Below are 26,528 nucleotides of genomic sequence, written 5' to 3'. Positions count from 1 at the left end.
CTCGCGAATGCGATTCCACATTCAGCATTGATGCAAGCTGACCCACCGCTTTCGCGAGCAAGCCCGCTCCCACAAGGATCTTCAACATCTCGGGATTTGCGTAACCAAAAAAAACGGCCCGCCTCCATAAGGAAGCGGGCCGTTTTCATGTTCGGCGAACGGTCAGAGCATCAGCTCATTCCGATCACTTGTTCAGGCGGAAATCAGCCTCGGCAGCGGCGAAGCGCTGAAGCATGCCCTGAGTCGGCGCGCCCAGTTTGCTGACGATGTAGATCGCCAGGCTGGCGAAGATGAAACCCGGGATGATTTCGTACAGGCCCAGCAGCTCGAAGTGTTTCCACACGATCACGGTGATCGCGCCGACCAGGATGCCGGCCAGTGCGCCGTTGCGGGTCATGTCTTTCCAGATCACGGAGATCAGGACAACAGGACCGAACGCAGCACCGAAACCTGCCCAGGCGTAGCTCACCAGGCCCAGTACGCGGTTTTCCGGGTTAGCGGCCAACGCGATGGCGATCAGGGCAACCAGCAACACCATGGCACGACCGACCCAGACCAGTTCAACCTGGGAAGCGGATTTACGCAGGAAGGTTTTGTAGAAGTCTTCGGTCAGGGCGCTCGAGCACACCAGCAACTGGCAGCTCAGGGTGCTCATTACGGCAGCTAGAATGGCCGACAGCAGTACACCGGCAATCCATGGGTTGAACAAGATTTTCGCCAGTTCGATGAACACGCGCTCGTGGTTTTCGGTCACTGGTGCAGCCAGCTCAGGATGCGCCGAGAAGTAAGCGATACCGAAGAAACCTACAGCGACGGTGCCGCCCAGGCACAGGATCATCCAGGCCATGGAGATGCGACGTGCTTTAGCGATCGACTTGACCGAATCCGCCGCCATGAAACGCGCGAGGATGTGCGGCTGGCCGAAGTAGCCCAGGCCCCAGCCCATCAGCGAGATGATGCCAATGAAGGTAGTGTTTTTCAGCATGTCGAAGTTGCTTGGATCTTGCGCTTCGATGGCCAGGAACGTGGTGTCGACGCCGCCGGTGGCCAGCAGCACGATGATCGGCGTCAGCAACAGGGCGAAGATCATCAGCGTGGCTTGTACGGTGTCAGTCCAGCTCACTGCCAGGAAACCGCCGACGAAGGTGTAGGCAATCGTCGCCGCAGCACCGGCCCACAACGCGGTCTCGTAGGACATGCCGAAGGTGCTTTCGAACAGACGGGCACCCGCCACGATGCCGGAGGCGCAGTAGATGGTGAAGAACACCAGGATCACGACGGCAGAGATGATCCGCAGCAGACCGCTTTTGTCTTCAAAACGGCTGGAGAAGTAATCCGGCAGGGTCAGTGCATCGCCGTTGTGTTCGGTTTGCACGCGCAGACGACCGGCGACAAACAGCCAGTTCAGGTAAGCACCGATGATCAGGCCGATGGCGATCCAGCTTTCGGACAGACCGGACATGTAGATGGCGCCCGGCAGGCCCATCAACAACCAGCCGCTCATGTCGGAGGCGCCGGCGGACAATGCAGTCACGACGCTGCCCAGGCTGCGACCGCCCAGAATGTAGTCAGAAAGGTTGTTGGTGGAACGATAGGCCATGAAGCCGATCAGCACCATTGCTGCGATGTAGATCACGAACGTGATCAGAGTTGGATTGCTAACGCTCATTAAGTTTCGCCCTGGCTTTGTTTTTATGTAGCGGCGGCTGGTGAACCGCGCGCAAACGACGACGTTTGACAGACGATTTCAGGTCCCGCGCATTTATGACTGATGTTTCCCCAGGAAAGCCATCAGCCGGCGCACCTGTCTTTTATGACTGGTTGCACCTTGGCCGCGAATGCTATTCAACAAAGCAAATAAGGTGCAACCCATTTTTTGAGAATAAGTTGCACCTAGTCGGATTTACCTGAAAAACCCCTGTTTTTGCTCCCTTTTAGGGCAGTCCTGACGGTTTACTAGAATGAAAAGCACCAAGCCGGCGCGGTACGTTCGTTCCGGAATTTATTTCCTGACGAGCTGCTTATTATTCCGACAAAAAAAGGGTTGCACCCGGTTGCACCTCAAAGATTGCCCAGCTAATCTTGCGGCCAGCTGATGCCACGCGGTCGTGGCAAACATGAGGATAAAAATATGGCTACCACCACCCTTGGGGTCAAACTTGACGACCCGACCCGCGAGCGCCTCAAGGCGGCCGCGACCTCGATTGATCGCACGCCGCACTGGCTGATCAAGCAGGCAATTTTCAATTACCTGGAAAAACTCGAGGGTGGTGCAACCCTGACCGAGCTGAGCGGTTTGACCAAGGATTCCGACGAAGCCGTCGATGCGCCTCTGGATCACGCCCACCAGTGCTTCCTCGAGTTCGCCGAAAGCATCCTGCCGCAATCGGTGCTCCGTGCCTCGATCACTGCCGCTTACCGTCGCCCGGAACCGGAAGTGGTGCCAATGCTGATCGAGCAGGCGCGCCTGCCGGCTGCGATGGCAGAAGCCACCAACAAGCTCGCCTCCTCGATTGCCGAGAAACTGCGCAATCAGAAAAGCGCCGGCGGCCGTGCCGGAATTGTTCAGGGACTGCTGCAGGAATTTTCCCTGTCGTCTCAGGAAGGCGTAGCGCTGATGTGCCTCGCCGAAGCGCTGCTGCGTATCCCGGACAAAGGCACCCGTGACGCACTGATCCGCGACAAGATCAGCACCGGCAACTGGCACCCGCACTTGGGCAACAGCCCGTCGCTGTTCGTCAACGCTGCCACTTGGGGCTTGCTGTTGACCGGCAAACTGGTCGCCACCCATAACGAAGCAGGCCTGACTTCGTCGTTGAGCCGCATCATCGGCAAGAGCGGCGAGCCGATGATCCGCAAGGGCGTCGACATGGCCATGCGCCTGATGGGCGAGCAGTTCGTCACCGGCGAAACCATCGCCGAAGCTTTGGCCAACGCCAGCAAGTTCGAAGCCAAGGGCTTCCGCTATTCCTACGACATGCTGGGTGAAGCCGCACTCACCGAGCACGACGCCCAGAAATACCTGGCCTCGTACGAACAAGCCATCCACTCGATCGGCAAAGCGTCCCACGGTCGTGGGATTTATGAAGGCCCGGGCATTTCCATCAAGCTCTCGGCCCTGCACCCGCGTTATAGCCGTGCGCAGTACGAGCGCGTGATGGACGAGTTGTACCCGCGCCTGTTGTCGCTGACCCTGCTGGCCAAGCAATACGACATCGGCCTGAACATCGACGCCGAAGAAGCCGACCGCCTCGAGCTGTCGCTGGATCTGCTGGAGCGCCTGTGCTTCGAGCCGCAACTGACTGGCTGGAACGGCATCGGTTTCGTGATCCAGGCTTACCAGAAGCGTTGCCCATACGTGATCGACTACGTGATCGACCTGGCTCGCCGCAGCCGTCATCGCCTGATGATCCGCCTGGTGAAAGGCGCGTACTGGGACAGCGAAATCAAGCGCGCCCAGGTCGAAGGCCTGGAAGGCTATCCGGTCTACACCCGCAAGGTGTACACCGACGTTTCCTACATCGCCTGCGCCCGCAAACTGCTGTCGGTGCCGGAAGTCATCTATCCGCAGTTCGCCACGCACAACGCCCACACCCTGTCGGCCATTTACCACATCGCCGGTCAGAACTATTACCCGGGTCAGTACGAGTTCCAGTGCCTGCACGGCATGGGTGAACCGCTGTACGAACAGGTTGTAGGCAAAGTTTCCGAAGGCAAGTTGAACCGTCCGTGCCGCGTGTACGCACCGGTCGGTACTCACGAAACATTGCTCGCGTACCTCGTACGTCGTCTGCTGGAAAACGGTGCGAACACCTCGTTCGTCAACCGCATCGCCGACCAATCCATTTCGATTCAGGAGCTGGTGGCCGATCCAGTGGCCAGCATCGAGCAGATGGCGACGCTGGAAGGCGGCTTCGGCCTGCCGCACCCGCGTATCCCGCTGCCGCGTGATCTTTATGGTGCCGAGCGCGCCAACTCCAGCGGCATCGACATGGCCAACGAACATCGTCTGGCTTCGCTGTCCTGCGCCCTGCTGGCCACTGCTCACAACCACTGGAAAGCTGCGCCGATGCTCGGTTGCGCGTCCAGCACAGAAACCCCTGCGCCGGTTCTGAACCCGTCCGATCTGCGTGACGTGGTCGGCCATGTGCAGGAAGCCACCGTCGAAGACGTCGACAACGCTATCCAGTGCGCCCTGAACGCTGCGCCGATCTGGCAGGCCACCCCGCCCGCCGAACGTGCCGCGATTCTGGAACGTGCCGCCGATTTGATGGAAGGCGAGATCCAGCCGCTGATGGGCCTGCTGGCTCGCGAAGCCGGCAAGACCTTCGCCAACGCCATCGCCGAAGTGCGTGAAGCCGTGGACTTCCTGCGTTATTACGCGGTGCAGGCCCGCAACGATTTCACCAACGACGCCCACCGCCCACTGGGCCCAGTGGTGTGCATCAGCCCGTGGAACTTCCCGCTGGCCATCTTCAGTGGTCAAGTCGCTGCGGCACTGGCCGCCGGTAACCCGGTACTGGCCAAGCCCGCGGAACAAACACCGCTGGTAGCCGCTCAAGCCGTGCGCTTGATGATCGAAGCCGGTATTCCGGAAGGCGTGCTGCAACTGCTGCCGGGCCGTGGCGAAACTGTCGGCGCCCGTCTGGTCGGCGACGATCGGGTCAAAGGCGTGATGTTTACCGGTTCCACCGAAGTTGCTCGTCTGCTGCAACGCAACGTCGCCGGTCGCCTGGATGCACAGGGTCGTCCGATTCCGCTGATCGCCGAAACCGGCGGCCAGAACGCGATGATCGTCGACTCCTCGGCACTGACCGAACAGGTTGTGATAGACGTCGTATCGTCGGCCTTCGACAGCGCCGGTCAACGTTGCTCGGCACTGCGTGTGCTGTGCTTGCAAGAAGATTCCGCTGAACGTGTCATCGAAATGCTCAAGGGCGCCATGGCTGAATGCCGTCTTGGCAACCCTGAGCGCCTGTCCGTGGACATCGGCCCGGTGATCGACGCCGAAGCCAAGGCCGGCATCGAGAAGCACATCCAGGCCATGCGCGACAAAGGTCGCAACGTGTACCAGGTGGCCATCGCCAACAGCGAAGAAGTCAAACGCGGCACCTTCGTGATGCCGACGCTGATCGAACTGGAAAGCTTCGACGAACTGCAACGGGAGATCTTTGGTCCGGTGCTGCACGTGGTTCGCTACAAGCGCAAAGACATCGACCAGCTGATCGGTCAGATCAACGCTTCCGGCTACGGCCTGACGCTGGGCGTGCACACTCGCATCGACGAGACCATCGCCAAAGTGATCGACAACGTCAACGCGGGTAACGTCTACGTGAACCGCAACATCGTCGGTGCTGTGGTTGGCGTGCAACCGTTCGGCGGCGAAGGCTTGTCGGGCACTGGCCCGAAAGCCGGTGGTCCGCTGTACCTGTACCGCTTGCTGTCGACGCGTCCTACCGATGCGATCGAACAATCCTTCGCTCGCGGTGACGCCATCGCAGCCCCGGACGTTCGCTTGCGTGATGCCATGAGCAAACCGCTGACTGCCCTGAAGGCCTGGGCCGACAGCAACAAGTTCGCTGACCTGAGCACGCTGTGTGTGCAGTTCGCGGCGCAATCGCAAAGCGGCATCACCCGCGTACTCGCTGGCCCGACCGGCGAGCGCAACAGCTACGCCATCCTGCCGCGCGAACACGTGCTGTGCCTGGCGGAAGTCGAAGGCGATCTGCTGACTCAACTGGCGGCGGTATTGGCCGTCGGCGGCTCGGCGGTATGGCCGGAAGCTGAATTGACCAAGGCACTGTCCGCACGTCTGCCGAAGGAAATTCAAGCGAAGATCAAACTGGTTGCTGACTGGGGCAAGGACGAAGTGGTGTTTGATGCGGTTCTGCATCATGGCCATTCCGACCAGCTGCGTGCGGTGTGCCAGCAAGTGGCCAAGCGTGCGGGCGCCATCGTTGGGGTTCATGGGTTGTCGCAGGGCGAGACCAGCATTGCGCTGGAGCGCCTGGTGATCGAGCGGGCGTTGAGTGTTAACACTGCTGCGGCGGGTGGTAATGCCAGCTTGATGACTATCGGCTAATCACCGATTCATAAGCGACCCAAAATGGGCGCCCTTACCGGCGCCCATTTTTTTGCCTTGTAGGAGCCGGCTTGCTGGCGATCAATACACTGCGGTGTATCTTATGCACCGCCATCGCCAGCAAGCCGGCTCCTACAGGGTTCGTGTTTGGCCTGTGCATCACCGACATCAATCATCCTGTTCAGCCTTTGTTCCCACGCCTAGACTCGGTCCACTCCAAAAAAAGGTAGGCCGCCATGTCCGAGACGTTGCTCAGTTCCCGCAATCTGGCTTTCGAGCTGTACGAAGTCCTCGATGCCGAAGGCCTGACCCAGCGTGAGCGTTTCGCCGAGCACAACCGCGAAACCTTCGATGCCGCCATCGGCACTGCCCGCAGCATCGCGGAAAAGTTCTTCGCCCCGCACAACCGCAAGAACGACGAGAACGAGCCGCGCTACGAGAACGGTCAGGCGATTCTGATTCCGGAAGTAAAACCGGCGGTGGATGCCTTCCTCGAAGCCGGTTTCCTCAACGCGGCGCGCAGTTTCGACGCCGGCGGCATGCAACTTCCTACGTTGTTGTCCCAGGCCTGTTTCGCGCACTTTCAATCGGCCAACGCGGCGTCGACCTCTTATCCGTTCCTGACCATGGGCGCGGCGAACCTGATCGAAAGTTTCGGCACCGAGGAGCAGAAGCAAAGCTTCCTGCAACCGATGATCGACGGTCGCTTCTTCGGCACCATGGCCCTGACCGAACCGCATGCCGGCTCGTCCCTGTCGGATATTCGTACCCGCGCAGAGCCTGCGTCTGACGGCACGTATCGCCTGAAGGGCAACAAGATTTTCATCTCCGGTGGCGATCACCCGCTGTCGGAAAACATCGTGCACATGGTGCTGGCCAAGTTGCCGGACGCACCCGCAGGGGTGAAGGGGATTTCGTTGTTCATCGTGCCCAAGTTCCTGGTCAACGATGACGGCAGCCTCGGCAAGCGCAACGACGTCCTGCTGGCGGGCCTGTTCCACAAAATGGGCTGGCGCGGCACCACGTCCACCGCACTGAACTTCGGCGATAACGGCGAATGCGTTGGCTACCTGGTGGGCAAGCCGCACCACGGCTTGAGCTACATGTTCCAGATGATGAACGAGGCGCGGATTGGTGTCGGCATGGGCGCGGTGATGCTCGGTTACGCCGGTTACCTGTATTCCCTGGAGTACGCTCGCGAGCGTCCGCAAGGTCGCGTGCCGGACAGCAAGGACCCGAGTACCGCGCCAGTGGCGATCATTCAACACGCCGACGTCAAACGCATGTTGCTGACGCAGAAAGCCTATGTTGAAGGCTCGTTCGACCTTGGCCTGTACGCCGCGCGGTTGTTCGATGACACCACGACGCTGGAGACTGAAGCCGAGCGCAAACAAGCGCATGAGCTGCTGGATTTACTGACGCCGATCGTCAAATCCTGGCCGTCGGAGTTTTGTCTGAAGGCCAACGAACTGGCGATCCAGATTCTCGGTGGCCACGGTTATACCCGTGAGTACCCGGTGGAGCAGTATTACCGCGACAACCGTTTGAACCCGATTCATGAAGGCACCCACGGCATTCAGTCGCTGGACTTGCTGGGGCGCAAACTGGCGCAGAACGGTGGTGCGGGGCTCAAGCAATTGATCCGCTTGATTACTGGCACGGCCGAACGGGCGCAGGCGCATGAATCGTTGACCGCGTTGCGTGAACCGCTGGAGAAACTGGTCGCGCGTCTGCAAACGGTGACGATTGGTTTGCTGACGGATCTGGGGCAAGGCAAGGTCAACAGCAGCCTGGCGAACTCGGCGCTATACCTGAAGGTGTTCGGGCACACGGTGATTGGCTGGCGTTGGCTGGAGCAGGCAATTCGCGCTGAAGAAGGGTTGGCCAAGGGGAACGCGGCGGATGTGAGCTTCTATAAGGGCAAGCTGCAGGCGGCGCGGTATTTCCTGACGTGGGAAGTGCCGGGTTGTCATCACGAGCTGGCGATTCTTGAGGCTCGGGATGATGTGTGTTTGACGATGCAGGATGAGTGGTTCTGAGATAGTCCTTCACCATTAATGGATGGTGCATGACCCAGATGGGTTAAAAGCCCATCCATTAATACAGCAACAAAACATACGATAGTACTGCGTGAAAAACTCGTACACACCTGTCATATATGACAGGTTACAGCCTTGATTATTTTATTTTAGAGTTGTGTTGTGCTTGAAGTCCGAAACTCTAGACCTCGGTATATTCAAAATTAAAATAATGACCAAGGATAAATAAGAATGAGCGAAATTAACGCTGAAACAAGCCCGGTCGATAAAGTTGGCTTCCTCTTGGGGCTTACTACTTCAGAGAACATCACAATCAATGGCACCAAATATATCGTCGCCGCCAAGTTTTACCACTGGCACTCTGACGAACAAAATGCACGCTACATTTTGGAAGTGAAATTATTTAACCCGGTTGCTTGCATTAGCCTCAAAACAGACAAACCCGTCAGCACCGCCAGCTTTTCCACTCATGTCAAATCTGGAGATTATGTATTCGTAGAAAGAACAAAGGGGTATCACCAAGTACTCTATAAGCATGGGAACATCGATAACACCGAACACACTATAACTGTAGAGACTCCCGTGATTCCTGTATTCCAATGAAAAAACAACAACTATTGGTGCCTTTTATTCAAAGGCACCAATGATCTGGGCTTCACCATGACGGTGAAGCCTCAGAACGCATGCAATTACTCAATTCAGCCTGAACCCACCCATCTGCCGCGCCAAATCATCCGCCAATCGCTGCAGCGTCTGGCAATCCTCACGGCACGCTCTCACTTCCCCCGCCGTCGCCCGGGCCAAATCGGAAATCCCCTGAACATTGCGGTTGATCTCTTCCGTCACCGCCGACTGCTCTTCCGTGGCCGTCGCCACCTGATGGTTCATGTCGCTGATGCGCTCGACCTGTCCGGTAATCGCCGTCAATGACGCCCCGGTACGCTGGCTCGACTCGACCCCGGTGCCCGTCGCTGCTTGTCCGGAATGCATGGATGAAACCGCATTCTCCGCGCCCTGCTTGAGGCTGCCGATCATCTGCTGAATCTCGTCGGTCGACGCCTGTGTTCGCCGCGCTAATGTGCGCACTTCATCCGCCACCACTGCAAACCCACGCCCCATGTCTCCCGCTCGCGCCGCTTCGATGGCCGCGTTCAGTGCCAGCAGATTGGTCTGCTCGGAGATCCCGCGAATCACCGCCAGCACCTGATCGATCGACGCGACCTGATTGGCCAGTTCGCCCACGGCACCCGCCGCGATACCGATTTCATCGGACATGCTTTCTATATGCCGGATCGACCCGCCCACAACCTCCCGCGCCTGCATGGCTTCATCGCGAGCATTCTGCGAAGCAACAGCGGCATTACCCGCGTTCTGGGCGATTTCCTGCACCGTCAGGCCCATCTCGTGGACAGCGGTGGCAACCATGTCAGTCATTTCCTGCTGACGACCGGAACGTTCGGCGGTGTTGTCCACCACCCGCGCTACCTGGCCGACGGCGGTGCGCAAACGCTCGCTGGTGGTCAGCACTTCGCCGATCATTTCGCGCTGACTGTCGAGGAATCGATTGAAGCCGCGCGCCAAGTCACCGAGTTCATCGGCGCGGCTGGAATCTAACCGGTGGGTCAAATCTCCCCCACCGCTACCGATGGCTACCAGCGCGGCTGTTACCTGACGGATCGGCCGCACCAACCCACGGGCCAGCAAAACCACCAGCAACAGGCACACCAGCGCCACTGCCAGGCCAATACCGCTGCTCATCCACATGGCGCGTCGGGCTTCGGCGTAGATCTGCGACTGCGGCACTTCGGCCACCAGGGTCCAGCCCAGGTCCCGCAATGGCAGGCTCAATGCCAGAAAATCTTCGCCGTCACGGACAAAGCTGCTGTTGGTGGCGGCTTTTTGACCCATCACCGCTTGTGCCGCGGTTGCACCGATCTGCTCGGCCAAGGTGCGCTTGCCGCTGAATTGCGCCTCGGGATGAACCTGGATCAAACCGTCGGAACGCACGAGATAGACCTTGCCGCGCTCACCGAAGTTGAAGTTGTGGATCAGCTCCGACAGCTCTTTCATGCTCAACCCCAGCCCGGCAACGCCCACGACTTTACCGGCCTGCTCGACCTTGAGGTCGATGAACAGCGCCAATTCTCCGGTCGCGGTGTCATTGTCGATATTGAGGGTGCGCGGCTGATTGCTGTCGAGGAAGGCGTAGAACCAGGCGTCCTTGGGATTGGAGCGGCTGAGAGTCCGATCCAGGCCTTTTTCCGTGAAGTAATGGTTTGAAGCAGTGCCGACGATCAGCGCGGTGAAGGCTTTGTGCTCGGCGCGGATGCCTTCCAGGTACTCCACAAACGTGGCGGTTTGGGCGCTGTTTTCACCCCCGGCCAGCCAGTCGCGCACCATGCTGTTGCTGGCGATGTCCTTCGCGGCGGTGAGGGGTTGGACGAGGATTCGTTCGATGTCGTTGCGCATCGCCTCGATGCTCGACGGCAGTGCCTGTTCGACCAGATAGCTCTGGGCGAGACGGTTGACCACGAGGGTATAAATGCCAACCACGATCAGGATGCTGACCAGCAGGGCGGTGCCCATGCTGAGGATCAACTGCCATTGAATACTGCGTCGCCAGAACTGCATGGAGCACCCCCAAAGAATAAGAGGCTGAAACACTGCAACAGCCGTGCCGATTGTATACAACTAAACCGACAATTTATTCTTTGGTTGTGCGCAAAGCCGATCAGGCCTGATTGATCGTCTTGGAGATCACTTCAACCGTGGCGCTGACTTGCTCTTGGTAACGGTCGAGTTCCTGCTTGTGCTGCTTCTGCATTTCAATCTGCTGGGAGCACAGATTCATCGCGGCCAGCACCAGCAAGCGGTCACCGATCAGCGTCGGGTACTTTCTTTTGGTGTCGGCCAAGGCAGCTTTCAACATCATTGCGGCGTCCAGCAGGGTTTGCTCTTCCCCGGCCGGCGCCTTGATCGAATAGTCCTCCCCCAGGATCGAGACGACTTTCACCCCTGCGGCGCCGTGATTCATGCGCTGACCGGGCCGGCGCTGACGCGCTCAACCAGGGCCTGGATGCGGGCCGCGGTGGCACCTTGTTTTTCTTCCTGTTCCATCAGGTTCAGTTGCAGGCTTTCGTTTTCATCCTTGGCCTGGGCCAGTTCGGCGCTCAGGGTCTGGTTAGTGCCGAGCAGCGTCTGGTTCTGTTGCACCAGGTCGTTGACCAGCTGTTCCAATTGGCTAAGGGATGCTTCCAACATTTTGATTTTCCAAGCATTTTCAAGGGGCGCGTACGATAAAGAAAAGTCACCACGGATGCCAGGGTTATTCAGGCGCAAGCCCTTGATTTTCCTGGCGGGCGACCGTCCTCGTGAGCTTTAAAGACTGTGATTGGCGAATCTGGTTCCCTCACTTCGTCGCTCCTACAAATAACGGCCTTTCTGCGACAAAACCGCACACGCACTCAAGACTTTAGTCGTATGACCGATAAGTCACTCATACGTCAGCTTCAGCGCCGCACGGGTGCGCTCACTTTGGTAAACAGCATGTCCCTTCGTAATATGAATATCGCACCGCGGGCGTTCCTCGGTTTCGCCCTGATTGGCGGCTTGATGCTGGTTTTGGGTGTGTTTGCCCTGAACCAGATGAGCAAGATTCGCGGCGCCGGCGAGAACATCGTCGAGAGCAGCGTGCCGAGCATCAAGGCGCTGGACGAGTTCACCCAACTGACGCTGCGCCTGCGGGTCCTGTCCTATCGCCTGCTGACAAACCGCGAACCGGACGTTCAGCAAAAAACCATCGAGCTGTTCGACCAGCGCAATCAACAGATCCGTGCCGCCCAGACTGAGTATGAAAAATTCATCAGCAGCCCTGAAGAGCGTGCGGCTTACGACCAGTACGTGCAGTTGCTCGGCCAGTATCGTCAGCTTGAAGACCGGATGAAGACGCTGTCGCGCAACAACCAGGTGGAAGAACTGCGCACCTTGCTCAACACCGATCTGTTGAACAACTCTGAAGCCGTCAACGCTGTGCTCAACCGGCTGATGCTGATCAACAATCAACAGGCGGTCGATCTTAATCAGCAGGCAGCTGATCAGTATTCCTCGGCGTTCAACCTGGTCGTCACCCTGCTGGTGATCGCCTCCGGCCTGACCGTGCTGTTCGCCTGGCTGCTGACCAACAGCATCACCAAGCCGATCGCCAATGCCCTGAGCGCTGCCGAAGAAATCGCCGAGGGCAACCTGACTCGCCCGATCACGGTTGATGGCGAAGACGAAGCCGGTCGCTTGTTGCTGGCCATGTCGAAGATGCAGGACAAGTTGCGCGATACCCTGCAACGCATTTCCGGTTCGGCCACGCAACTGGCGTCCGCCGCTGAAGAGTTGAACAGTGTCACCGACGAAAGCGCCCGTGGCCTGACCCAGCAGAACAACGAAATCGAACAGGCCGCCACCGCAGTCAATGAAATGACCAGCGCCGTGGAAGAAGTCGCGCGCAACGCCGTGAGCACTTCCGAAGCTTCGAAAAACGCCACCACCTCGGCCGGCGACGGTCGTGACCTGGTGCAGGAAACCGTCAGCGCCATCGAACGCATGAGCGCCGATGTGCAGAGCACGGCGACCCTGATTGGCGACTTGGCCAATGAGTCCCGTGACATCGGCAAGGTGCTGGACGTGATTCGTGGCCTGGCTGACCAGACCAACCTGTTGGCATTGAACGCAGCAATCGAAGCCGCACGTGCCGGTGAAGCCGGGCGTGGTTTCGCGGTAGTGGCGGATGAGGTTCGTGCACTGGCGCATCGCACCCAGCAGTCGACCAGCGAAATCGAACGCATGATCGGCAGCATCCAGAGCGGTACCGAACACGCGGTGGATTCGATGCGTAACAGTACCGAACGTGCCGAATCGACCTTGAACATTGCCCGCGGTGCAGGTCTGTCCCTGGACACCATCAACAGCGCCATTGTCGAGATCAACGAGCGCAACCTGGTGATCGCCAGCGCGGCGGAAGAACAGGCGCAGGTGGCCCGTGAAGTGGATCGCAACCTGGTGAACATTCGGGATTTGTCGGTGCAGTCGGCGACCGGGGCGAATCAGACGAGCGCGGCGAGTAATGAACTGTCGCGATTGGCGCTGGACCTGAACAACATGGTTGGGCGGTTCAGCCTCTAAGCGCAGATCGCGTCACGGCGGAAAAGATCGCAGCCTCGTTTCACTCGACAGCTCCTACACCGGATCTGCGTGAGGCGGCGATCTTTTGATCTGCAAAACCTTTTTGACAGCATCACATTTCAACAGGTTAGAATCGCTGGCACGCAGACTGCATGGTCAGTTTGTGCCCGCCTTTCAGCTTTCTGGAGTATTGCCTTTGAATGCGACGACCATCAACAGCCTGTTCTTGATCGGCGCGTTGCTGGTAGGTGCGAGCATTCTGGTGAGCTCACTTTCCTCGCGCCTCGGTATCCCGATTCTGGTGATCATCCTGGCGGTGGGCATGGCCGCTGGTGTCGACGGCGGCGGCATTATTTTCGATAACTACCCAACGGCTTATCTGGTCGGCAACCTTGCCCTCGCGGTGATCCTCCTCGATGGCGGCTTGCGCACCCGGGTCTCGAGTTTCCGCGTGGCGCTTTGGCCCGCGCTGTCGCTGGCCACGGTCGGGGTGTTGATCACGACCGCACTGACCGGCCTGGCTGCCGCCTGGCTGTTCAACCTGAACCTCATCCAGGGTTTGCTGATCGGCGCCATCGTCGGTTCCACGGACGCCGCGGCGGTGTTCTCGCTGCTGGGCGGCAAAGGCCTGAACGAACGGGTCACCGCCAGCCTCGAAATCGAATCCGGCAGCAACGACCCGATGGCGGTGTTCCTCACCGTGACCCTGATCGACATGCTCGCCAGCGGCCAGACCGGCTTGCACTGGAGCCTGCTCGCCCACTTCGTGCGTGAGTTCGGTATCGGTGCCGTCATCGGCCTCGGTGGTGGCTGGGTCATGCTGCAATTGGTCAACCGGATCCACCTGGCCAACGGCCTCTATCCGATTCTGGTGATTGCCGGTGGCCTGGTCGTGTTTGCCCTGACCAACGCCCTGCACGGCAGCGGCTTCCTGGCGGTCTACCTCTGCGGCCTGGTGATCGGCAACCGTCCGGTGCGCAGCCGCCATGGCATTCTGCACATGCTCGACGGCATGGCCTGGCTCGCGCAGATCGGCATGTTCCTGGTGCTGGGGCTGCTGGTGACGCCGCATGACCTGCTGCCGATCGCCCTGCCCGCCCTGGGCCTGGCGTTGTGGATGATTTTGTTCGCACGGCCGTTGTCGGTGCTGGTCGGCCTGCTGCCGTTCAAAGCGTTCCACGGCCGCGAAAAGGCGTTTATATCCTGGGTCGGACTCCGCGGCGCGGTCCCGATCATTCTGGCGGTGTTCCCGCTGATGGCCGGCCTGCCGAATGCCCAGCTCTACTTCAACCTCGCCTTCTTTATCGTGCTGGTGTCGCTGCTGGTGCAGGGCACGAGCCTGCCGTGGGTGGCGAAGCTGTTGAAAGTGACCGTTCCACCGGAGCCGGCGCCGATCTCGCGCGCAGCGCTGGAGGTGCATGTCACCAGCGAGTGGGAGTTGTTCGTTTATCGCCTCGGTGCCGAGAAATGGTGCATCGGTTCGCCCCTTCGCGAGCTGAAAATGCCCGAAGGCACGCGTATCGCCGCACTGTTTCGTGGCCAGCAACTGCTCCATCCGTCGGGTAGTACGGTGCTCGAAGTCGATGATTTGCTGTGTGTTATCGGCCACGAACACAACCTTCCAGCCCTCGGAAAACTCTTCAGTCAGGCACCGCAACGCGGCCTCGATTTGCGCTTCTTCGGCGACTTCGTACTCGAAGGAGACGCCCAGTTGGCCGCGGTTGCGGCGCTGTACGGGTTGAAAGTCGAGGGCATCGATCCGGACATGTCCCTGGGCCGTTTCATTGCCCAGAAAGTCGGCGGTGCTCCCGTCGTCGGCGACCAGGTGGAGTGGAACAACACCATCTGGACCGTTGCGGTCATGGAGGGGAACAAGATCGGCAAAGTGGGCGTCAGATTCCCCGAAGGAAGTCGCCCGGGTCCCGGCTTGTTCCTCTAAACTCCACACTTCGTCTCGTTTTCGATCGGTCTCTATGTCAACCCTGCGCACTTTATTCATCATGGCCCTGCTGGGCTTGAGTCTTTCTGTCGGTACGTTGCAAGCGGCCGAACCACCGACCAGCGAAGCCGTGCAGGCGAGTCTGGACAAGATCGCCGATCGCAAACTGCCGGAGGCAGATCAGAAAGCCTTGCAGAGCATTCTGCAAAGCACGCTGACACAGCTCGGCAACCAGCGCGATTACCAACAAAAGCTGGTCGCACTCAAACAGCAACTGGCCACGGCGCCCAAGCAGAACATCGAGAACCAGCGTGAGCTGACCAAGCTCAAAGCCAGCAGTATGCCACCGGTGCCGCAACGCTACGCTAACCAGTCAATCCAGCAGCTTGAGCAAATGCTCACCGAGCGCTCGACCCAGCAAAGCGACCTGCAGAAGGCGCTGGCGGACGCCAACAGCCTGGTGATTACCGCCCAGACCCGCCCCGAGCGCGCACAGGCCGAAATTTCCGCCAGCCAGACACGCATTCAGCAGATCAACAACATCCTCAAGGCCGGAAAGGATGCCGGCAAGACCTTGAGCAGCGAACAGCGTGACCTGCTGAATGCCGAGCTCGCAGCACTGAATGCACTGATTCCGCTGCGTCGCCAGGAACTGGCCGGCAACAACCAGTTGCAGGATCTGGGCAATAGCCAGCACGACTTGCTGACCGAAAAGTCCGATCGCCTGGATCAGGAAATCCAGGAGCTGCAAACCCTGATCAACCAGAAGCGCCTGGCTCAGTCCCAGGAGACGGTGACGCAGCAGTCCATCGAAGCGCAGAAGTCCGGCGGTAGCGCGCTGCTGGCCACCGAAAGTGCGGCCAACCTGAAGCTCTCGGACTACCTGCTCAAAAGCACTGACCGCCTCAACGAAGTCACCCAGCAAAACCTGCAGACCAAACAGCAGCTGGACAACGTGACCCAAAGCGATTCGGCGCTGGACGAACAAATCAACGTGCTCAAGGGCAGCCTGCTGCTCTCCAAGATTCTCTATAAACAGAAGCAGGCCCTGCCGCGTCTCAAGCTCGACCGCGACCTGGCCGACCAGATCGCCGACATTCGCCTGTACCAGTTTGAAGTGAGCCAGCAACGGGAATTGCTCAGCAACCCCGCGACCTATGTCGACAACCTGCTGTCCACCCAACCGCCGGAGCAAGTCACCCCGCAGCTGCGAAAAAGCCTGCTGGAACTGGCCACCACCCGTGCGGATCTTCTGGAGCGGCTGAACCGTGAACTGAGCGCGGTACTCAATGAATCCATCACCCTGCAACTTAATCAGAAACAATTGCTCAGCACCGCGCAAAGTCTGAGGGCGACCCTCGATGAGCAGATGTTCTGGATTCCCAGCAACAAGCCGCTGGACCTGGAATGGATGCGCGCCGTGCCGGAGCGCCTGGAACGTCAGGTCACAACGCTGCCGTGGGCTTCCAGCCTGAGCGAACTGAGTGATGGCCTGATCCAGCGGCCGTTGCTGTTCCTGCCCCTGGTGTTGCTGATCGGTGCTCTGCTGTGGCGACGTAAAAGCCTGTATGCCCGACTGAGCAAAGTTCACCAGGACATCGGCCACTTCAAGCGTGACAGCCAGTGGCACACGCCGCAGGCCATCCTGATCAATATTCTGTTGGCAATGCCGGTCTCGCTGGGCCTGGCCTTGTGCGGCCTGGCCTTGCAGATCGACGCCCGCGGGCAGAACGCGAACATGGGCGCGGCGCTGCTGCAAATGGCCCAGGCCTGGCTGGTGTTCTACACCGCTTACCGGATCCTCGCGCCGGGCGGCGTGGCGGAGCTGCATTTCCGTTGGGAAAAACCTCAGGTTGAATTCCTTCAGGGCTGGGTCCGCCGACTCGGCTTGGTGGTGATGGCCTTGGTTGCCGTGGTGGCGGTGGCCGAACTGCAACCCTCGACGCTGGCCGATGACGTGCTCGGCATGCCCGTGGTGCTGATCTGCTACGCCTTGATGGCCTGGCTGCTCAGCCGTCTGCTGGTCAGCAGCCCGACGCACCAGAACGCTTCGCTGTTCCGCAAAGCGGTCGGGGTCATGTTCACCGTCCTGCCCGTCGCGTTATTTGTGGCGGTGTGCTTCGGCTACTACTACACCGCGCTGAAGCTCAGTGACCGATTGATCAACACCCTTTACTTGCTGATGTTCTGGCTGGTGATCGAAGCCACTTTCGTTCGCGGTCTCAGCGTTGCAGCACGACGCCTGGCCTACCAGCGCGCCCTGGCCAAACGCCAGGCCGCCAAAGAGGCTGGCGACGGCGAAGCGGTGATCGAAGAGCCGACGCTGGACATCGAGAAGGTCAACGAACAGTCCCTGCGCCTGATCCGCCTGGCACTGCTTGGCGGTTTCATCGCGGCGCTGTACTGGGTCTGGTCCGACTTGATCTCGGTGTTCTCGTACCTCGACAACATCACCCTTTACGAATACACCAGCGGCACCGGCGCCAACATGAGCATGGTGCCGATCAGCATCGGCGACATGCTCGGCGCGCTGATCATCATAGGCATTACCTTCGCGCTGGCGCGTAACTTGCCCGGCCTGCTGGAAGTGTTGGTGCTGTCCAAGCTCAACCTGGCTCAGGGCAGCGCGTACGCTACAACCACGTTGCTGTCCTACGTGATCGCCGGCGTCGGTTTCGTCTCGACCCTGTCGACCCTCGGCGTGAGTTGGGACAAGTTGCAATGGCTGGTGGCGGCGCTCTCGGTCGGTCTTGGCTTCGGGATGCAGGAAATTTTCGCGAACTTCATCTCCGGCATCATGATCCTGTTCGAGCGTCCGGTGCGGATCGGCGACACCATCACCATCGGCAACCTGTCTGGCACGGTCAGCAAGATCCGTATCCGCGCCACGACCATCACCGACTTCGATCGCAAGGACATCATTGTCCCGAACAAGACGTTCATCACCGGGCAATTGATCAACTGGTCCCTGACCGACACCATCACGCGGGTGACCCTCAAGCTCGGCGTCGATTACGGGTCGGACCTGGACCTGGTGAAAGAACTGCTGCTCAAAGCCGCACGCGATAACCCGCGGGTCCTGAAAGACCCGGAACCCCACGTGTACTTCCTGAACTTCGGCGAAAGCACCCTCGACCACGAGTTGCGCATGCACGTGCGCGACCTCGGTGACCGTAACCCGGTACTCGACGAGGTCAACCGCTTCATCAACCGCGAGTTCAAGAAGCAGCACATCAACATCTCGTTCCGGCAGATGGAGGTTTACCTCAAGAACCTTCACGGCCAGGAATACAAAATGGTGCCGATCGAGCCGGAAGCCAAAACCATCGTGCCGCTGGTGGAAGGCAAGTCGCCCCTTCAGCCGCCGCCCGCCAAGCTCGACTAACCGCCCTATCCCTAGCAGAATGCTCGGACATTCTGCTGGAGATGGCCGTTGAAAGCCCTCGACGAACTGACCTTCGATAATCGCTTCGCCCGCCTGGGTGATACGTTTTCCGCCCATGTGCTGCCTGAGCCCATCGACAACCCGCGTCTGGTGGTGGCCAGCCCTGCCGCCATGGCGCTGCTGGATCTCGATCCCGCCGTAGCGGATACCCCGGAATTCGCCGAGCTGTTCAGCGGCCACAAGCTCTGGGCCGACGCAGTGCCTCGGGCGATGGTCTATTCCGGGCACCAGTTCGGCTCCTACAACCCGCAACTGGGCGATGGACGCGGCCTGTTGCTGGGCGAGGTCTACAACGAGGCCGGCGAACACTGGGACCTGCACCTCAAAGGCGCCGGCCAGACGCCTTTTTCGCGCATGGGCGATGGACGGGCTGTACTGCGTTCGTCGATCCGCGAGTTTCTCGCCTCCGAAGCGCTTAACGCCTTGAACATCCCGACCACCCGCGCCCTGTGCGTGATCGGCTCCGACACCCCGGTGTGGCGCGAGAAACAGGAACGCGCGGCCATGGTTCTGCGCTTGGCGCCGAGCCACGTGCGCTTCGGGCACTTCGAATATTTCTACTACACCAAACGCCCTGAGAAGCAGAAAGAACTCGGCGAACACGTGCTGGCCATGCATTTTCCGGAATGCCTTGAGCAGCCGGAACCGTATCTGGCGATGTTCCGCGAAATCGTCGAACGCAATGCCGAGCTGATCGCTAAATGGCAGGCGTACGGTTTCTGCCACGGCGTGATGAACACCGACAACATGTCGATCCTCGGCATCACCTTCGACTTCGGCCCATTCGCCTTCCTCGACGACTTCGACGCCCACTTCATCTGCAATCACTCGGATGATCAGGGCCGCTACTCCTTCAGCAACCAGGTGCCGATCGGCCAGTGGAACCTCAGCGCCCTCGCCCAGGCGCTCACGCCGTTCATCAGCGTCGACGCCCTGCGCGAAACCCTCGGCCTGTACTTGCCGCTGTACCAGGCCCATTACCTGGACCTGATGCGCCGTCGCCTCGGCCTCACCACGGCCGAAGACGATGACCAGAAACTGCTGGAACACCTGCTGCAACTGATGCAGAACAGCGGCGTCGACTACACGTTGTTCTTCCGCCGCCTGGGGGATGAATCCCCAGAACGGGCCGTCACCCGTTTGCGTGATGACTTCGTCGATATCAAGGGCTTCGATGCCTGGGCCGAGTTGTATGTCGCCCGTGTGGCTCGTGATGGCGAGGTTAATCAGGAGCAGCGACGCAAGCGGATGCACGCGGTCAATCCGCTGTACATCCTGCGCAACTACCTGGCGCAGAAAGCCATCGATGCGGCGGAAAGTGGCGACTATTCAGAGGTTCGGCGACTGCATACGGTGCTGAGCAATCCATTCGACGAGCAAGCGGGGATGGAGAGCTATGCCGAGCGGCCGCCGGAGTGGGGGAAGCATTTGGAAATCAGTTGTTCGTCGTGAGCACACAAGGCGTCGCGCTTGAAACATTCCTGTTTCTCGTTTCGATCCCAACTCAAATCACGCCAGACATCTTCATGCCCCACAAAGTCTCCGTTTCTCGTAAGTGCAGTGTTTACATTTAGAGTTTCAACGCACTCAGTGTTCGCTAAAAGCTCTGAGATTGAAAAACGCTTATGGGATTTAACTGGCATTGATGCAAAGGACTCCAAAATAAAATTGCGAGTTCGAAGCTGTCGCGAAAGACTAAAAGCCAAACCTTTCGCCGTAAATCAGTGTGGACGCCAGTATGCGTAGGCCTTATCCGCAACTTTAAGAAGGTTAAAGCCTACACATCACTGTCTTGATATAAACCATCATCGACTCCAGATCTGCTTCATAGACCGCCGAAATCAGAGCTAAGACCATGACCGACCCGCTCCTCATCCCCTGCCCTCACTGCAGTGGCCTCAACCGCATCCCCGCCGAGCGCCTCAACGATCACCCAAAATGCGGCCGTTGCAAGGCTGAGGTGTTGCTGAACAAACCGTTCGAATTGAAACAAGGCGATTACGCCAGCCAGATCAAGGGCGATCTGCCGTTGCTGGTTGACGTGTGGGCGGATTGGTGCGGGCCGTGCAAGTCGTTTGCGCCGGTTTTCGAGCAGGCGGCGGGGCAATTGGCGGGTAAATGTCGGCTGGCGAAACTGGACAGCGAGGCGAACCAGCAATTGTCGGCACAGCTGGGGATTCGCTCGATTCCGAGTCTGATTCTGTTCAAGAACGGCCGGGAAGTGGCCCGTCAGAGCGGGGCGTTTCCGTTACCGCAGTTGATGAGCTGGTTGCGTAGCCAGGGGATTTAAACCCATCACCGAACCAAATGTGGGAGCGGGCTTGCTCGCTCCCACATTTGGTTCGGTGACGTTGGCCGATTCAGGCGTTTTCGAGCAGGTTATGCAGCTCGACAAACTGCTGCGTCAGCTTGTGCCGCGGATCGAGGTGGATCAGCGGCGTATTGGCCTGGTGGGACTCACGCATGCGCACCGAACTGGTCAGGTACACCGGCAGCACCGGCAACCCTTCGGCGATCAGCTCGTCGAGAATCTGCTGCGGCAGGCTGGCGCGAGCCTGGAACTGATTGACCACGATGCCTTCGACTTCCAGACCTTCGTTGTGGTCGTCCTTCAATTCTTCGATTTCCGCCAGCAGGCCGTACAGCGCCTGGCGCGAGAAGCTGTCGCAGTCGAAGGGGATCAGCACCCGGTCAGCGGCAATCAATGCCGATACCGCGTAGAAGTTCAGCGCTGGCGGGGTATCCAGGTAGATGCGATCGTAATCTTCCCCCAGTTCCTCAAGCAATTTGCGCAGCTTGTTGATCTTGTGTTTGGCCTCAAGCTTGGGCTGCAGGTCGGCCAACTCGGCGGTCGCGGTGATGACGTGGAGGTTTTCGAACGGCGTTTCGTAGATATCGACCTGGTTTTTTTTCGAGAACGGTCCTGAGGACAAGGTTTGCTTGAAGAAGTCGGCAATACCCATCGGGATGTCATCCCCGGTGAGGCCCGTCAGGTACTGAGTGGAGTTGGCCTGGGCGTCGAGATCCACCAATAGGGTGCGATAACCCTCGCTGGCGCTGACCGCCGCCAGATTGCAGGCAATGCTGGATTTGCCTACGCCACCTTTCTGATTGAACACCACGCGCCGCATGTGAAAAACCTCCGTGTATCAAAGAATGACCGAGTGTAGTAGTCCATGGCGCTGCTTAGCTACCTCGTCGGCATGGGGACTACACAGTCAGCGGCAATCTCTCCATAAAAAACCGCAAACTCTGCCATTGAACACCGACAGAGCCGACAGACTTGCTCAGCACGATGTGGATAATGGCCAAACGACAGCTTTTCGCGGACCAATCAGTACATTTGACTGCGCAAAACGTAACCATCATTTGCTACACGCCCGCCGCAACGGGATAATGCGCGCCACTCGGCGCCAAGCGCCACGTAAGGTCGTCGCGTTTTTCTGCGACTCACCGCGTCAAGAAAGCCCGCAGGGGCGGGATGAATGCCTGTGATCAACTTCAACATCGCCCAATGGCGCGCGTGGGCCCCTGGGCTCGAAAGCGTGGACGATTGGCAGGCCTGGAGCCGACAACCGGTCGTGCTTCAGAGCAGCGATGCCGCCCCCGACGTGTCTTTTCTGCCGGCCATGCAGCGCCGACGGCTCAGCCGTCTGGCGCGCATGGCATTCAGCGTCGGTTGGCCCCTGGCCGATGGTCGCCAGGACCTACCGTTGGTCTTTATTTCCCGTCACGGCGAAACACCCCGCACCTTCGAAATACTCAGTGACCTGGCAGCCGAACAACCGTTGTCACCGACTCAATTCAGCTTGTCGGTGCACAACGCGGTAATTGGTCTTTGGTCGATCATGCGCGGTGAAACCAGCGAGATGACAGCCCTTGCCGCCGCCGGTGACGGTCTTGAACACGGCATGCTAGAGGCCGCGGCGCTGCTTGCCGAAGGCGCGCCAGCCGTACTGCTGATCGTCACTGAAGAAAAGCCGCCGGAGGCCTATTCGGCCTGGATCGACGACGTGCCGTTCCCTTATGCCGTCGGTCTGTTGCTGACGCCAGGTACCGACTGGCAGCTGACCCTGAACAGCACTTCGGATGCGTTGTCCAAAGCCCACTGGCCCCATGCCCTGAATCTATTGCATACCCTGCTCGGCCAGCAGACCACCTGCCAACATGCCTGGAAAAATCGTGTATGGACCTGGCAACGCAACCTGTAAGCGAAAAAAACCGCGACGCCTATTACTGGCGTTTGCTGGCCACCGCCGCAAGCTTCACACTGTTCGGGTTGGGCGGGCTGTGCCTGCGCCTGGTGGTTTTCCCGTTGCTGAGTTGCCTGCCCGGCGATGCCCAGACTCACCGGCTGCGGGCGCGTGAAACCGTCAGTCGCTGCTTTTGGTTTTTTGTCAGGTTCATGGCCCGTACCGGCGTACTGACCTATGACATCCAGGGCGCGGAGAAGCTTGGTCGCCCGGGCCAGATGATCATTGCCAATCACCCGTCACTGATCGATGTGGTGTTCCTGATCGGACTGGTGCGCCACACCAACTGCGTGGTCAAAAAAAGCCTCTGGGAGAACCCGTTCACCCGCGGTCCGCTACGCCGCACCGAATACATCAGCAACGACGGCAGCATGGACATGCTTGACGCTGCGGCCGACGCCCTGAAAAGCGGCCAGACGCTGATCATCTTTCCCGAAGGCACTCGCACCCAGCCAGGCGAACCGCCGGCCTTTCATCGGGGTGGTGCGTCCATTGCCCTGCGGGGTGCGAAAATCCTGACCCCGGTGATCATCAAGGTCAGTCCGACCACATTGACCAAGGCCGAACCCTGGTATCGCATCCCGAAACGCCGCGTGCACTTCAGTTTTCGTGTGGGGGCCGATATAGACCCACAAGCCTTTGCCGCGTGTGGCCCTGCGCCTCAGGCTTCGCGCAAGCTCAACGATTATTTGCATTCTTACTTTATTAAGGAGCTCGCCGAAGATGAGCGATCTGCACCGTGACATCAAACTGCTGATCATCGACGCCCTGGGCCTTGAAGACATCAGCGCAGACGACATTAAAGACGACCAGGCCTTGTTCGGCGAAGGCCTGGGCCTGGACTCGGTAGACGCCCTGGAACTGGGCCTGGCGATCCAGAAAAAGTACGGCATCAAAATCGATGCCGACGCCAAGGACACCCGTAATCATTTCAGTAACGTGGCGAGCCTTGCGGCGTTCGTCACCGCAAAACAGGCAGCTTGAGACCGGACCATGCAAACTCGTGATGACATTTTCAACACCCTGCGCGATGCCTTGGTCGAACTCTTCGAGCTGGACCCTGAGCGTGTGAGCCTCGAATCCAATCTGTATCAGGACCTGGAAATCGACAGCATCGACGCCGTCGACCTGATCGATCACATCAAGCGTCAGACCGGCAAGAAAATCGCCGCCGAAGAATTCAAATCGGTGCGTACCGTCAGCGATGTGGTCGAGGCGGTCTACCGTCTGGTTCAACCGGCCGCATGAGTCGACTGATCGGCCTCGGCCTGCTGCTGGCAGGCCTGTTGTACCCCTTTGCGGTGTATTTCGGCATGGAACACTTTGCTCCGTGGCAGTTCGGTCTGCTGCTGGGCAGCCTGTGGCTGGCGCGGGCGCTGCTGGGTGCGCGTCGCCCGGGCAACCTGTGGATGGCGCTCACCGCGATTGGCTTTTGCCTGTTGCTGGCGCTGTTTGACAGTCCGCTGTTGCTGCGTTGGTACCCGGTGCTGATCAGCGCGTTCATGCTCGGGCTGTTTGGCCTGAGCCTGAAAATCGGGCCGCCGATGGTAGAACGCCTGGCGCGCCTGCGTGAACCGCACTTGCCGGCCAAAGCGATTGTTTATACCCGCCAGGTGACGATTGTCTGGTGTGTGTTTTTTCTCTGTAACGGTTTGCTCGCCGCCGCCCTGACCCTGTGGGCGCCGCTGAGTTGGTGGATGTTGTACACCGGCCTGATTTCCTATGGATTGATGGGCCTGCTGTTTGCCATTGAATGGCTCATACGACAACGGGTACGAGGCCACCCATGAATTGGATAACACTTGAGCAGCTGTTGCTCAAGGCTCAGCCGGAGCGTGCCGTGACGGCCGAACCGGCGTTGAATCACGCGCACCTGTGCGAACAGGCGTTGAGCCTCGCGGCCGGCCTGCAATCCCAGGGCGTGCAGCGCATTGCCGTGCACCTTGAAGACGCTGCGGACCTGGCAATTGCCCTGCTTGGCGCCTGGCGTGCAGGGGTCAGCGTGCTGCTGCCTGCCGACCTGCAAGCGCAGACTCGCCAACGCTGGTCGAGCGAAGTCGATCTGTGGCTGACTGATCAGGCCGATGACGCGCACCTTGGCGATTATCAACATGCGCCCATGTCCCCCGCCGCACTGGATCTGGACACCTGCCAGCTGAGCTTGAGTACCTCCGGTTCCAGCGGTGAACCCAAGCGCATCGACAAGACGCTGCGCCAGATCGCCAATGAAGTCCACGCGCTGGAACAGCTCTGGGGCCTCGACCTGGGCCAGGCGTGCATCATCGGCAGCGTCGCTACCCAACACATCTACGGTTTGCTGTTTCGGGTGCTGTGGCCGCTGTGCGCCGGGCGCCCGTTCGTGCGCAAGCAACTGGCCTTTCCGGAAGACTTGCAGCGCGCCAGTCGCGAACACCCGGCGTTTGCCTGGGTCGCCAGCCCGGCGCTGCTCAAGCGCATGGGTGACAACCTCGACTGGCCGGCCATGAGCGCGGTTCGCCGGGTGTTTTCTTCCGGTGGCGCGCTACCGGTCGAGGCTGCGCAAAGCCTTTACGAACGCCTGCAACAATGGCCGACGGAAATCCTCGGCAGCTCGGAGACCGGTGGCATCGCCTGGCGTCAGGGTCACGATCTGTGGCAGCCGTTTGCTGGCGTCGAGCTAAGTCAGGACAGCGAGGGCGCCCTGCTGATTGCTTCTCCCTACTTGCCTGCCGGCCATGTCGAACACACCGCCGATGCCGCCAGAATCGCCGCCGACGGTCGATTCGAACTGCTCGGGCGGCTGGACCGGATCGTCAAACTGGAAGAAAAACGTATCTCGCTGCCGATGCTGGAAAAGGCGTTGATGGAGCATGACTGGGTCGCCGACGCGCGCCTCGGTGTGGTCCAGGAAAACCGCGCCTCGCTGGGTGCACTGCTAGTGCTGACGGACGCGGGCCTGCATGCCTTGCGCAATCAGGGCCGCCGCACCCTGACGCAAGAATTGCGTCAGCACCTGAGCCAGCATTGCGAAGCCCTGGCCCTGCCACGACGCTGGCGATTGCTGCGGCAATTGCCCCTGAACGCTCAGGGCAAACTGCCTCAGGCCGACGTCGAAGCCTTGCTGCTGGCCCCCCGCCCCAAGGCGCCGGAAGTGTTGGAGCAGGTCGAAGTCGATGGCGAATGGAGCCTGCAACTGGCCATTCCGCCGGACCTCGCCTACTTCAGCGGCCACTTCCCGCAAACGCCGGTACTTCCTGGCGTGGTGCAGGTGGATTGGGCGCTGAGCCTCGGCCAGCAATTGATGAATCTGCCGGCCAAGTTCGCCGGCATGGAAGTGCTGAAGTTCCAGCAACTGGTGCGCCCGGGCGATGAAATCCAGCTGCACCTGCGCTTCGACCCGGAACGCGGAAAATTGTATTTCGCCTACCGCAATGAAACCGCGACCTGCTCCAGTGGGCGGATTTTGCTGGAGACGGCCTGTGGATAAGTTGAAGTCCCCTGTAGCAGCTGCCGAAGGCTGCGTCCGAGTGCGAAGCGCTCGCATGGCATCCACCACCATTGTTCTGAGAAACCGCAAATACTGGTTTACGACCGCTTCGCGGCCGGACGCAGGCTTCGC

At 59.5% G+C, this 26,528-nt stretch carries 19 protein-coding genes and 1 pseudogene; 14 read left to right on the top strand and 6 right to left on the bottom strand.

Going from position 1 to position 26,528, the window contains the following annotated elements:
- Positions 1-184: 184 nt before the first annotated feature.
- Positions 185-1,669, bottom strand: coding sequence for a sodium/proline symporter PutP (gene putP, locus ACA072_RS02245; protein WP_497622824.1), 1,485 nt, complete (start codon positions 1,667-1,669; stop codon positions 185-187).
- Positions 1,670-2,131: 462 nt separating this feature from the next.
- Between putP and putA the strand changes: the two genes are divergently transcribed.
- From putA to ACA072_RS02230, 3 genes are all read left to right on the top strand, one after another.
- On the top strand, positions 2,132-6,082 hold the full coding sequence (gene putA / locus ACA072_RS02240) for a trifunctional transcriptional regulator/proline dehydrogenase/L-glutamate gamma-semialdehyde dehydrogenase (RefSeq protein WP_497622823.1): 3,951 nt from the start codon (positions 2,132-2,134) through the stop codon (positions 6,080-6,082).
- A gap of 236 nt (positions 6,083-6,318) precedes the next feature.
- Positions 6,319-8,121, top strand: coding sequence for an acyl-CoA dehydrogenase (locus tag ACA072_RS02235; protein ID WP_497622821.1), 1,803 nt, complete (start codon positions 6,319-6,321; stop codon positions 8,119-8,121).
- Positions 8,122-8,352: 231 nt separating this feature from the next.
- Positions 8,353-8,724, top strand: a complete 372-nt coding sequence (locus tag ACA072_RS02230; RefSeq protein ID WP_497622819.1) for a hypothetical protein — start codon at positions 8,353-8,355, stop codon at positions 8,722-8,724.
- Between the two features lie 90 nt (positions 8,725-8,814).
- On the opposite strand, the gene ACA072_RS02225 is transcribed toward ACA072_RS02230, so the two are convergent.
- The 4 genes and pseudogenes from ACA072_RS02225 to ACA072_RS02210 all read right to left on the bottom strand — a co-directional run bounded on the left by ACA072_RS02225 (position 8,815) and on the right by ACA072_RS02210 (position 11,382).
- The gene (locus ACA072_RS02225; RefSeq protein WP_497624937.1) at positions 8,815-9,546 is read right to left on the bottom strand and encodes a methyl-accepting chemotaxis protein; all 732 of its coding nucleotides are present in this window, start codon (positions 9,544-9,546) and stop codon (positions 8,815-8,817) included.
- A 132-nt stretch (positions 9,547-9,678) separates the two neighbouring features.
- Positions 9,679-10,707, bottom strand: a pseudogene (locus ACA072_RS02220) (HAMP domain-containing protein); the annotation flags it as partial.
- Positions 10,708-10,852: 145 nt separating this feature from the next.
- Positions 10,853-11,155: a cell division protein ZapA gene (locus tag ACA072_RS02215; RefSeq protein ID WP_010464343.1), complete on the bottom strand. Its 303-nt coding sequence runs from the start codon at positions 11,153-11,155 to the stop codon at positions 10,853-10,855.
- A complete protein-coding gene (locus ACA072_RS02210; RefSeq protein ID WP_497622817.1) occupies positions 11,152-11,382 on the bottom strand; it encodes a hypothetical protein in 231 nt (76 codons plus the stop codon). Before ACA072_RS02210 ends, ACA072_RS02215 begins: the two co-directional genes overlap by 4 nt.
- 285 nt (positions 11,383-11,667) lie before the next feature.
- On the opposite strand from ACA072_RS02210, the gene ACA072_RS02205 reads away from it, so the two are divergent.
- From ACA072_RS02205 to trxC, 5 genes are all read left to right on the top strand, one after another.
- Complete coding sequence (locus tag ACA072_RS02205) at positions 11,668-13,293, top strand: methyl-accepting chemotaxis protein (protein WP_497622815.1); 1,626 nt, start codon at positions 11,668-11,670, stop codon at positions 13,291-13,293.
- Positions 13,294-13,489: 196 nt separating this feature from the next.
- Positions 13,490-15,232 (top strand): potassium/proton antiporter, encoded by a 1,743-nt coding sequence (locus ACA072_RS02200; RefSeq protein WP_497622813.1) that lies wholly within the window; start codon positions 13,490-13,492, stop codon positions 15,230-15,232.
- Between the two features lie 34 nt (positions 15,233-15,266).
- Positions 15,267-18,617, top strand: a complete 3,351-nt coding sequence (gene mscK, locus ACA072_RS02195) for a mechanosensitive channel MscK (RefSeq protein WP_497622811.1) — start codon at positions 15,267-15,269, stop codon at positions 18,615-18,617.
- Positions 18,618-18,665: 48 nt separating this feature from the next.
- A complete protein-coding gene (gene selO / locus ACA072_RS02190; RefSeq protein ID WP_497622809.1) occupies positions 18,666-20,129 on the top strand; it encodes a protein adenylyltransferase SelO in 1,464 nt (487 codons plus the stop codon).
- Positions 20,130-20,532: 403 nt separating this feature from the next.
- Positions 20,533-20,967, top strand: coding sequence for a thioredoxin TrxC (trxC, locus tag ACA072_RS02185; protein ID WP_223544479.1), 435 nt, complete (start codon positions 20,533-20,535; stop codon positions 20,965-20,967).
- A gap of 70 nt (positions 20,968-21,037) precedes the next feature.
- On the opposite strand, the gene ACA072_RS02180 is transcribed toward trxC, so the two are convergent.
- Entirely contained in the window at positions 21,038-21,808 is a 771-nt protein-coding gene (locus tag ACA072_RS02180; RefSeq protein ID WP_403103163.1) for a ParA family protein, read from the bottom strand.
- 354 nt (positions 21,809-22,162) lie between these two features.
- On the opposite strand from ACA072_RS02180, the gene ACA072_RS02175 reads away from it, so the two are divergent.
- Genes ACA072_RS02175 through ACA072_RS02150 form a run of 6 tightly spaced genes read left to right on the top strand, consistent with a single transcriptional unit; the run spans position 22,163 to position 26,396 of the window.
- Positions 22,163-22,888, top strand: coding sequence for a beta-ketoacyl synthase chain length factor (locus ACA072_RS02175; protein ID WP_497622807.1), 726 nt, complete (start codon positions 22,163-22,165; stop codon positions 22,886-22,888).
- Positions 22,864-23,673, top strand: a complete 810-nt coding sequence (locus ACA072_RS02170; protein ID WP_497622805.1) for a lysophospholipid acyltransferase family protein — start codon at positions 22,864-22,866, stop codon at positions 23,671-23,673. The genes ACA072_RS02175 and ACA072_RS02170 overlap by 25 nt, the downstream gene beginning before the upstream one ends.
- Positions 23,654-23,914, top strand: coding sequence for a phosphopantetheine-binding protein (locus tag ACA072_RS02165; RefSeq protein ID WP_461956815.1), 261 nt, complete (start codon positions 23,654-23,656; stop codon positions 23,912-23,914). Before ACA072_RS02170 ends, ACA072_RS02165 begins: the two co-directional genes overlap by 20 nt.
- A gap of 9 nt (positions 23,915-23,923) precedes the next feature.
- Complete coding sequence (locus ACA072_RS02160; RefSeq protein ID WP_007992314.1) at positions 23,924-24,178, top strand: acyl carrier protein; 255 nt, start codon at positions 23,924-23,926, stop codon at positions 24,176-24,178.
- Positions 24,175-24,720, top strand: coding sequence for a COG4648 family protein (locus ACA072_RS02155; protein WP_497622803.1), 546 nt, complete (start codon positions 24,175-24,177; stop codon positions 24,718-24,720). Before ACA072_RS02160 ends, ACA072_RS02155 begins: the two co-directional genes overlap by 4 nt.
- The gene (locus tag ACA072_RS02150; RefSeq protein ID WP_497622802.1) at positions 24,717-26,396 is read left to right on the top strand and encodes an ApeI family dehydratase; all 1,680 of its coding nucleotides are present in this window, start codon (positions 24,717-24,719) and stop codon (positions 26,394-26,396) included. The genes ACA072_RS02155 and ACA072_RS02150 overlap by 4 nt, the downstream gene beginning before the upstream one ends.
- Positions 26,397-26,528 lie beyond the last annotated feature (132 nt).

This window comes from Pseudomonas sp. LBUM1656 (assembly GCF_059716065.1).
This window is presented reverse-complemented; position numbering and strand designations above follow the sequence as displayed.

Excerpts from the sequence above, each read along its gene's own strand:
- putA (WP_497622823.1), top strand. The coding sequence starts at position 2,132 with ATGGCTACCACCACCCTTGGGGTCAAACTTGACGACCCGACCCGCGAG.
- ACA072_RS02155 (WP_497622803.1), top strand. The coding sequence starts at position 24,175 with ATGAGTCGACTGATCGGCCTCGGCCTGCTGCTGGCAGGCCTGTTGTAC.
- ACA072_RS02160 (WP_007992314.1), top strand. The coding sequence starts at position 23,924 with ATGCAAACTCGTGATGACATTTTCAACACCCTGCGCGATGCCTTGGTC.
- putP (WP_497622824.1), bottom strand. The coding sequence starts at position 1,669 with ATGAGCGTTAGCAATCCAACTCTGATCACGTTCGTGATCTACATCGCA.
- ACA072_RS02150 (WP_497622802.1), top strand. The coding sequence starts at position 24,717 with ATGAATTGGATAACACTTGAGCAGCTGTTGCTCAAGGCTCAGCCGGAG.
- ACA072_RS02170 (WP_497622805.1), top strand. The coding sequence starts at position 22,864 with ATGGACCTGGCAACGCAACCTGTAAGCGAAAAAAACCGCGACGCCTAT.
- trxC (WP_223544479.1), top strand. The coding sequence starts at position 20,533 with ATGACCGACCCGCTCCTCATCCCCTGCCCTCACTGCAGTGGCCTCAAC.
- ACA072_RS02210 (WP_497622817.1), bottom strand. The coding sequence starts at position 11,382 with ATGTTGGAAGCATCCCTTAGCCAATTGGAACAGCTGGTCAACGACCTG.
- mscK (WP_497622811.1), top strand. The coding sequence starts at position 15,267 with ATGTCAACCCTGCGCACTTTATTCATCATGGCCCTGCTGGGCTTGAGT.
- ACA072_RS02165 (WP_461956815.1), top strand. The coding sequence starts at position 23,654 with ATGAGCGATCTGCACCGTGACATCAAACTGCTGATCATCGACGCCCTG.
- ACA072_RS02230 (WP_497622819.1), top strand. The coding sequence starts at position 8,353 with ATGAGCGAAATTAACGCTGAAACAAGCCCGGTCGATAAAGTTGGCTTC.
- ACA072_RS02235 (WP_497622821.1), top strand. The coding sequence starts at position 6,319 with ATGTCCGAGACGTTGCTCAGTTCCCGCAATCTGGCTTTCGAGCTGTAC.
- ACA072_RS02225 (WP_497624937.1), bottom strand. The coding sequence starts at position 9,546 with ATGGTTGCCACCGCTGTCCACGAGATGGGCCTGACGGTGCAGGAAATC.
- ACA072_RS02205 (WP_497622815.1), top strand. The coding sequence starts at position 11,668 with ATGTCCCTTCGTAATATGAATATCGCACCGCGGGCGTTCCTCGGTTTC.
- ACA072_RS02175 (WP_497622807.1), top strand. The coding sequence starts at position 22,163 with ATGCCTGTGATCAACTTCAACATCGCCCAATGGCGCGCGTGGGCCCCT.
- ACA072_RS02215 (WP_010464343.1), bottom strand. The coding sequence starts at position 11,155 with ATGAATCACGGCGCCGCAGGGGTGAAAGTCGTCTCGATCCTGGGGGAG.
- ACA072_RS02180 (WP_403103163.1), bottom strand. The coding sequence starts at position 21,808 with ATGCGGCGCGTGGTGTTCAATCAGAAAGGTGGCGTAGGCAAATCCAGC.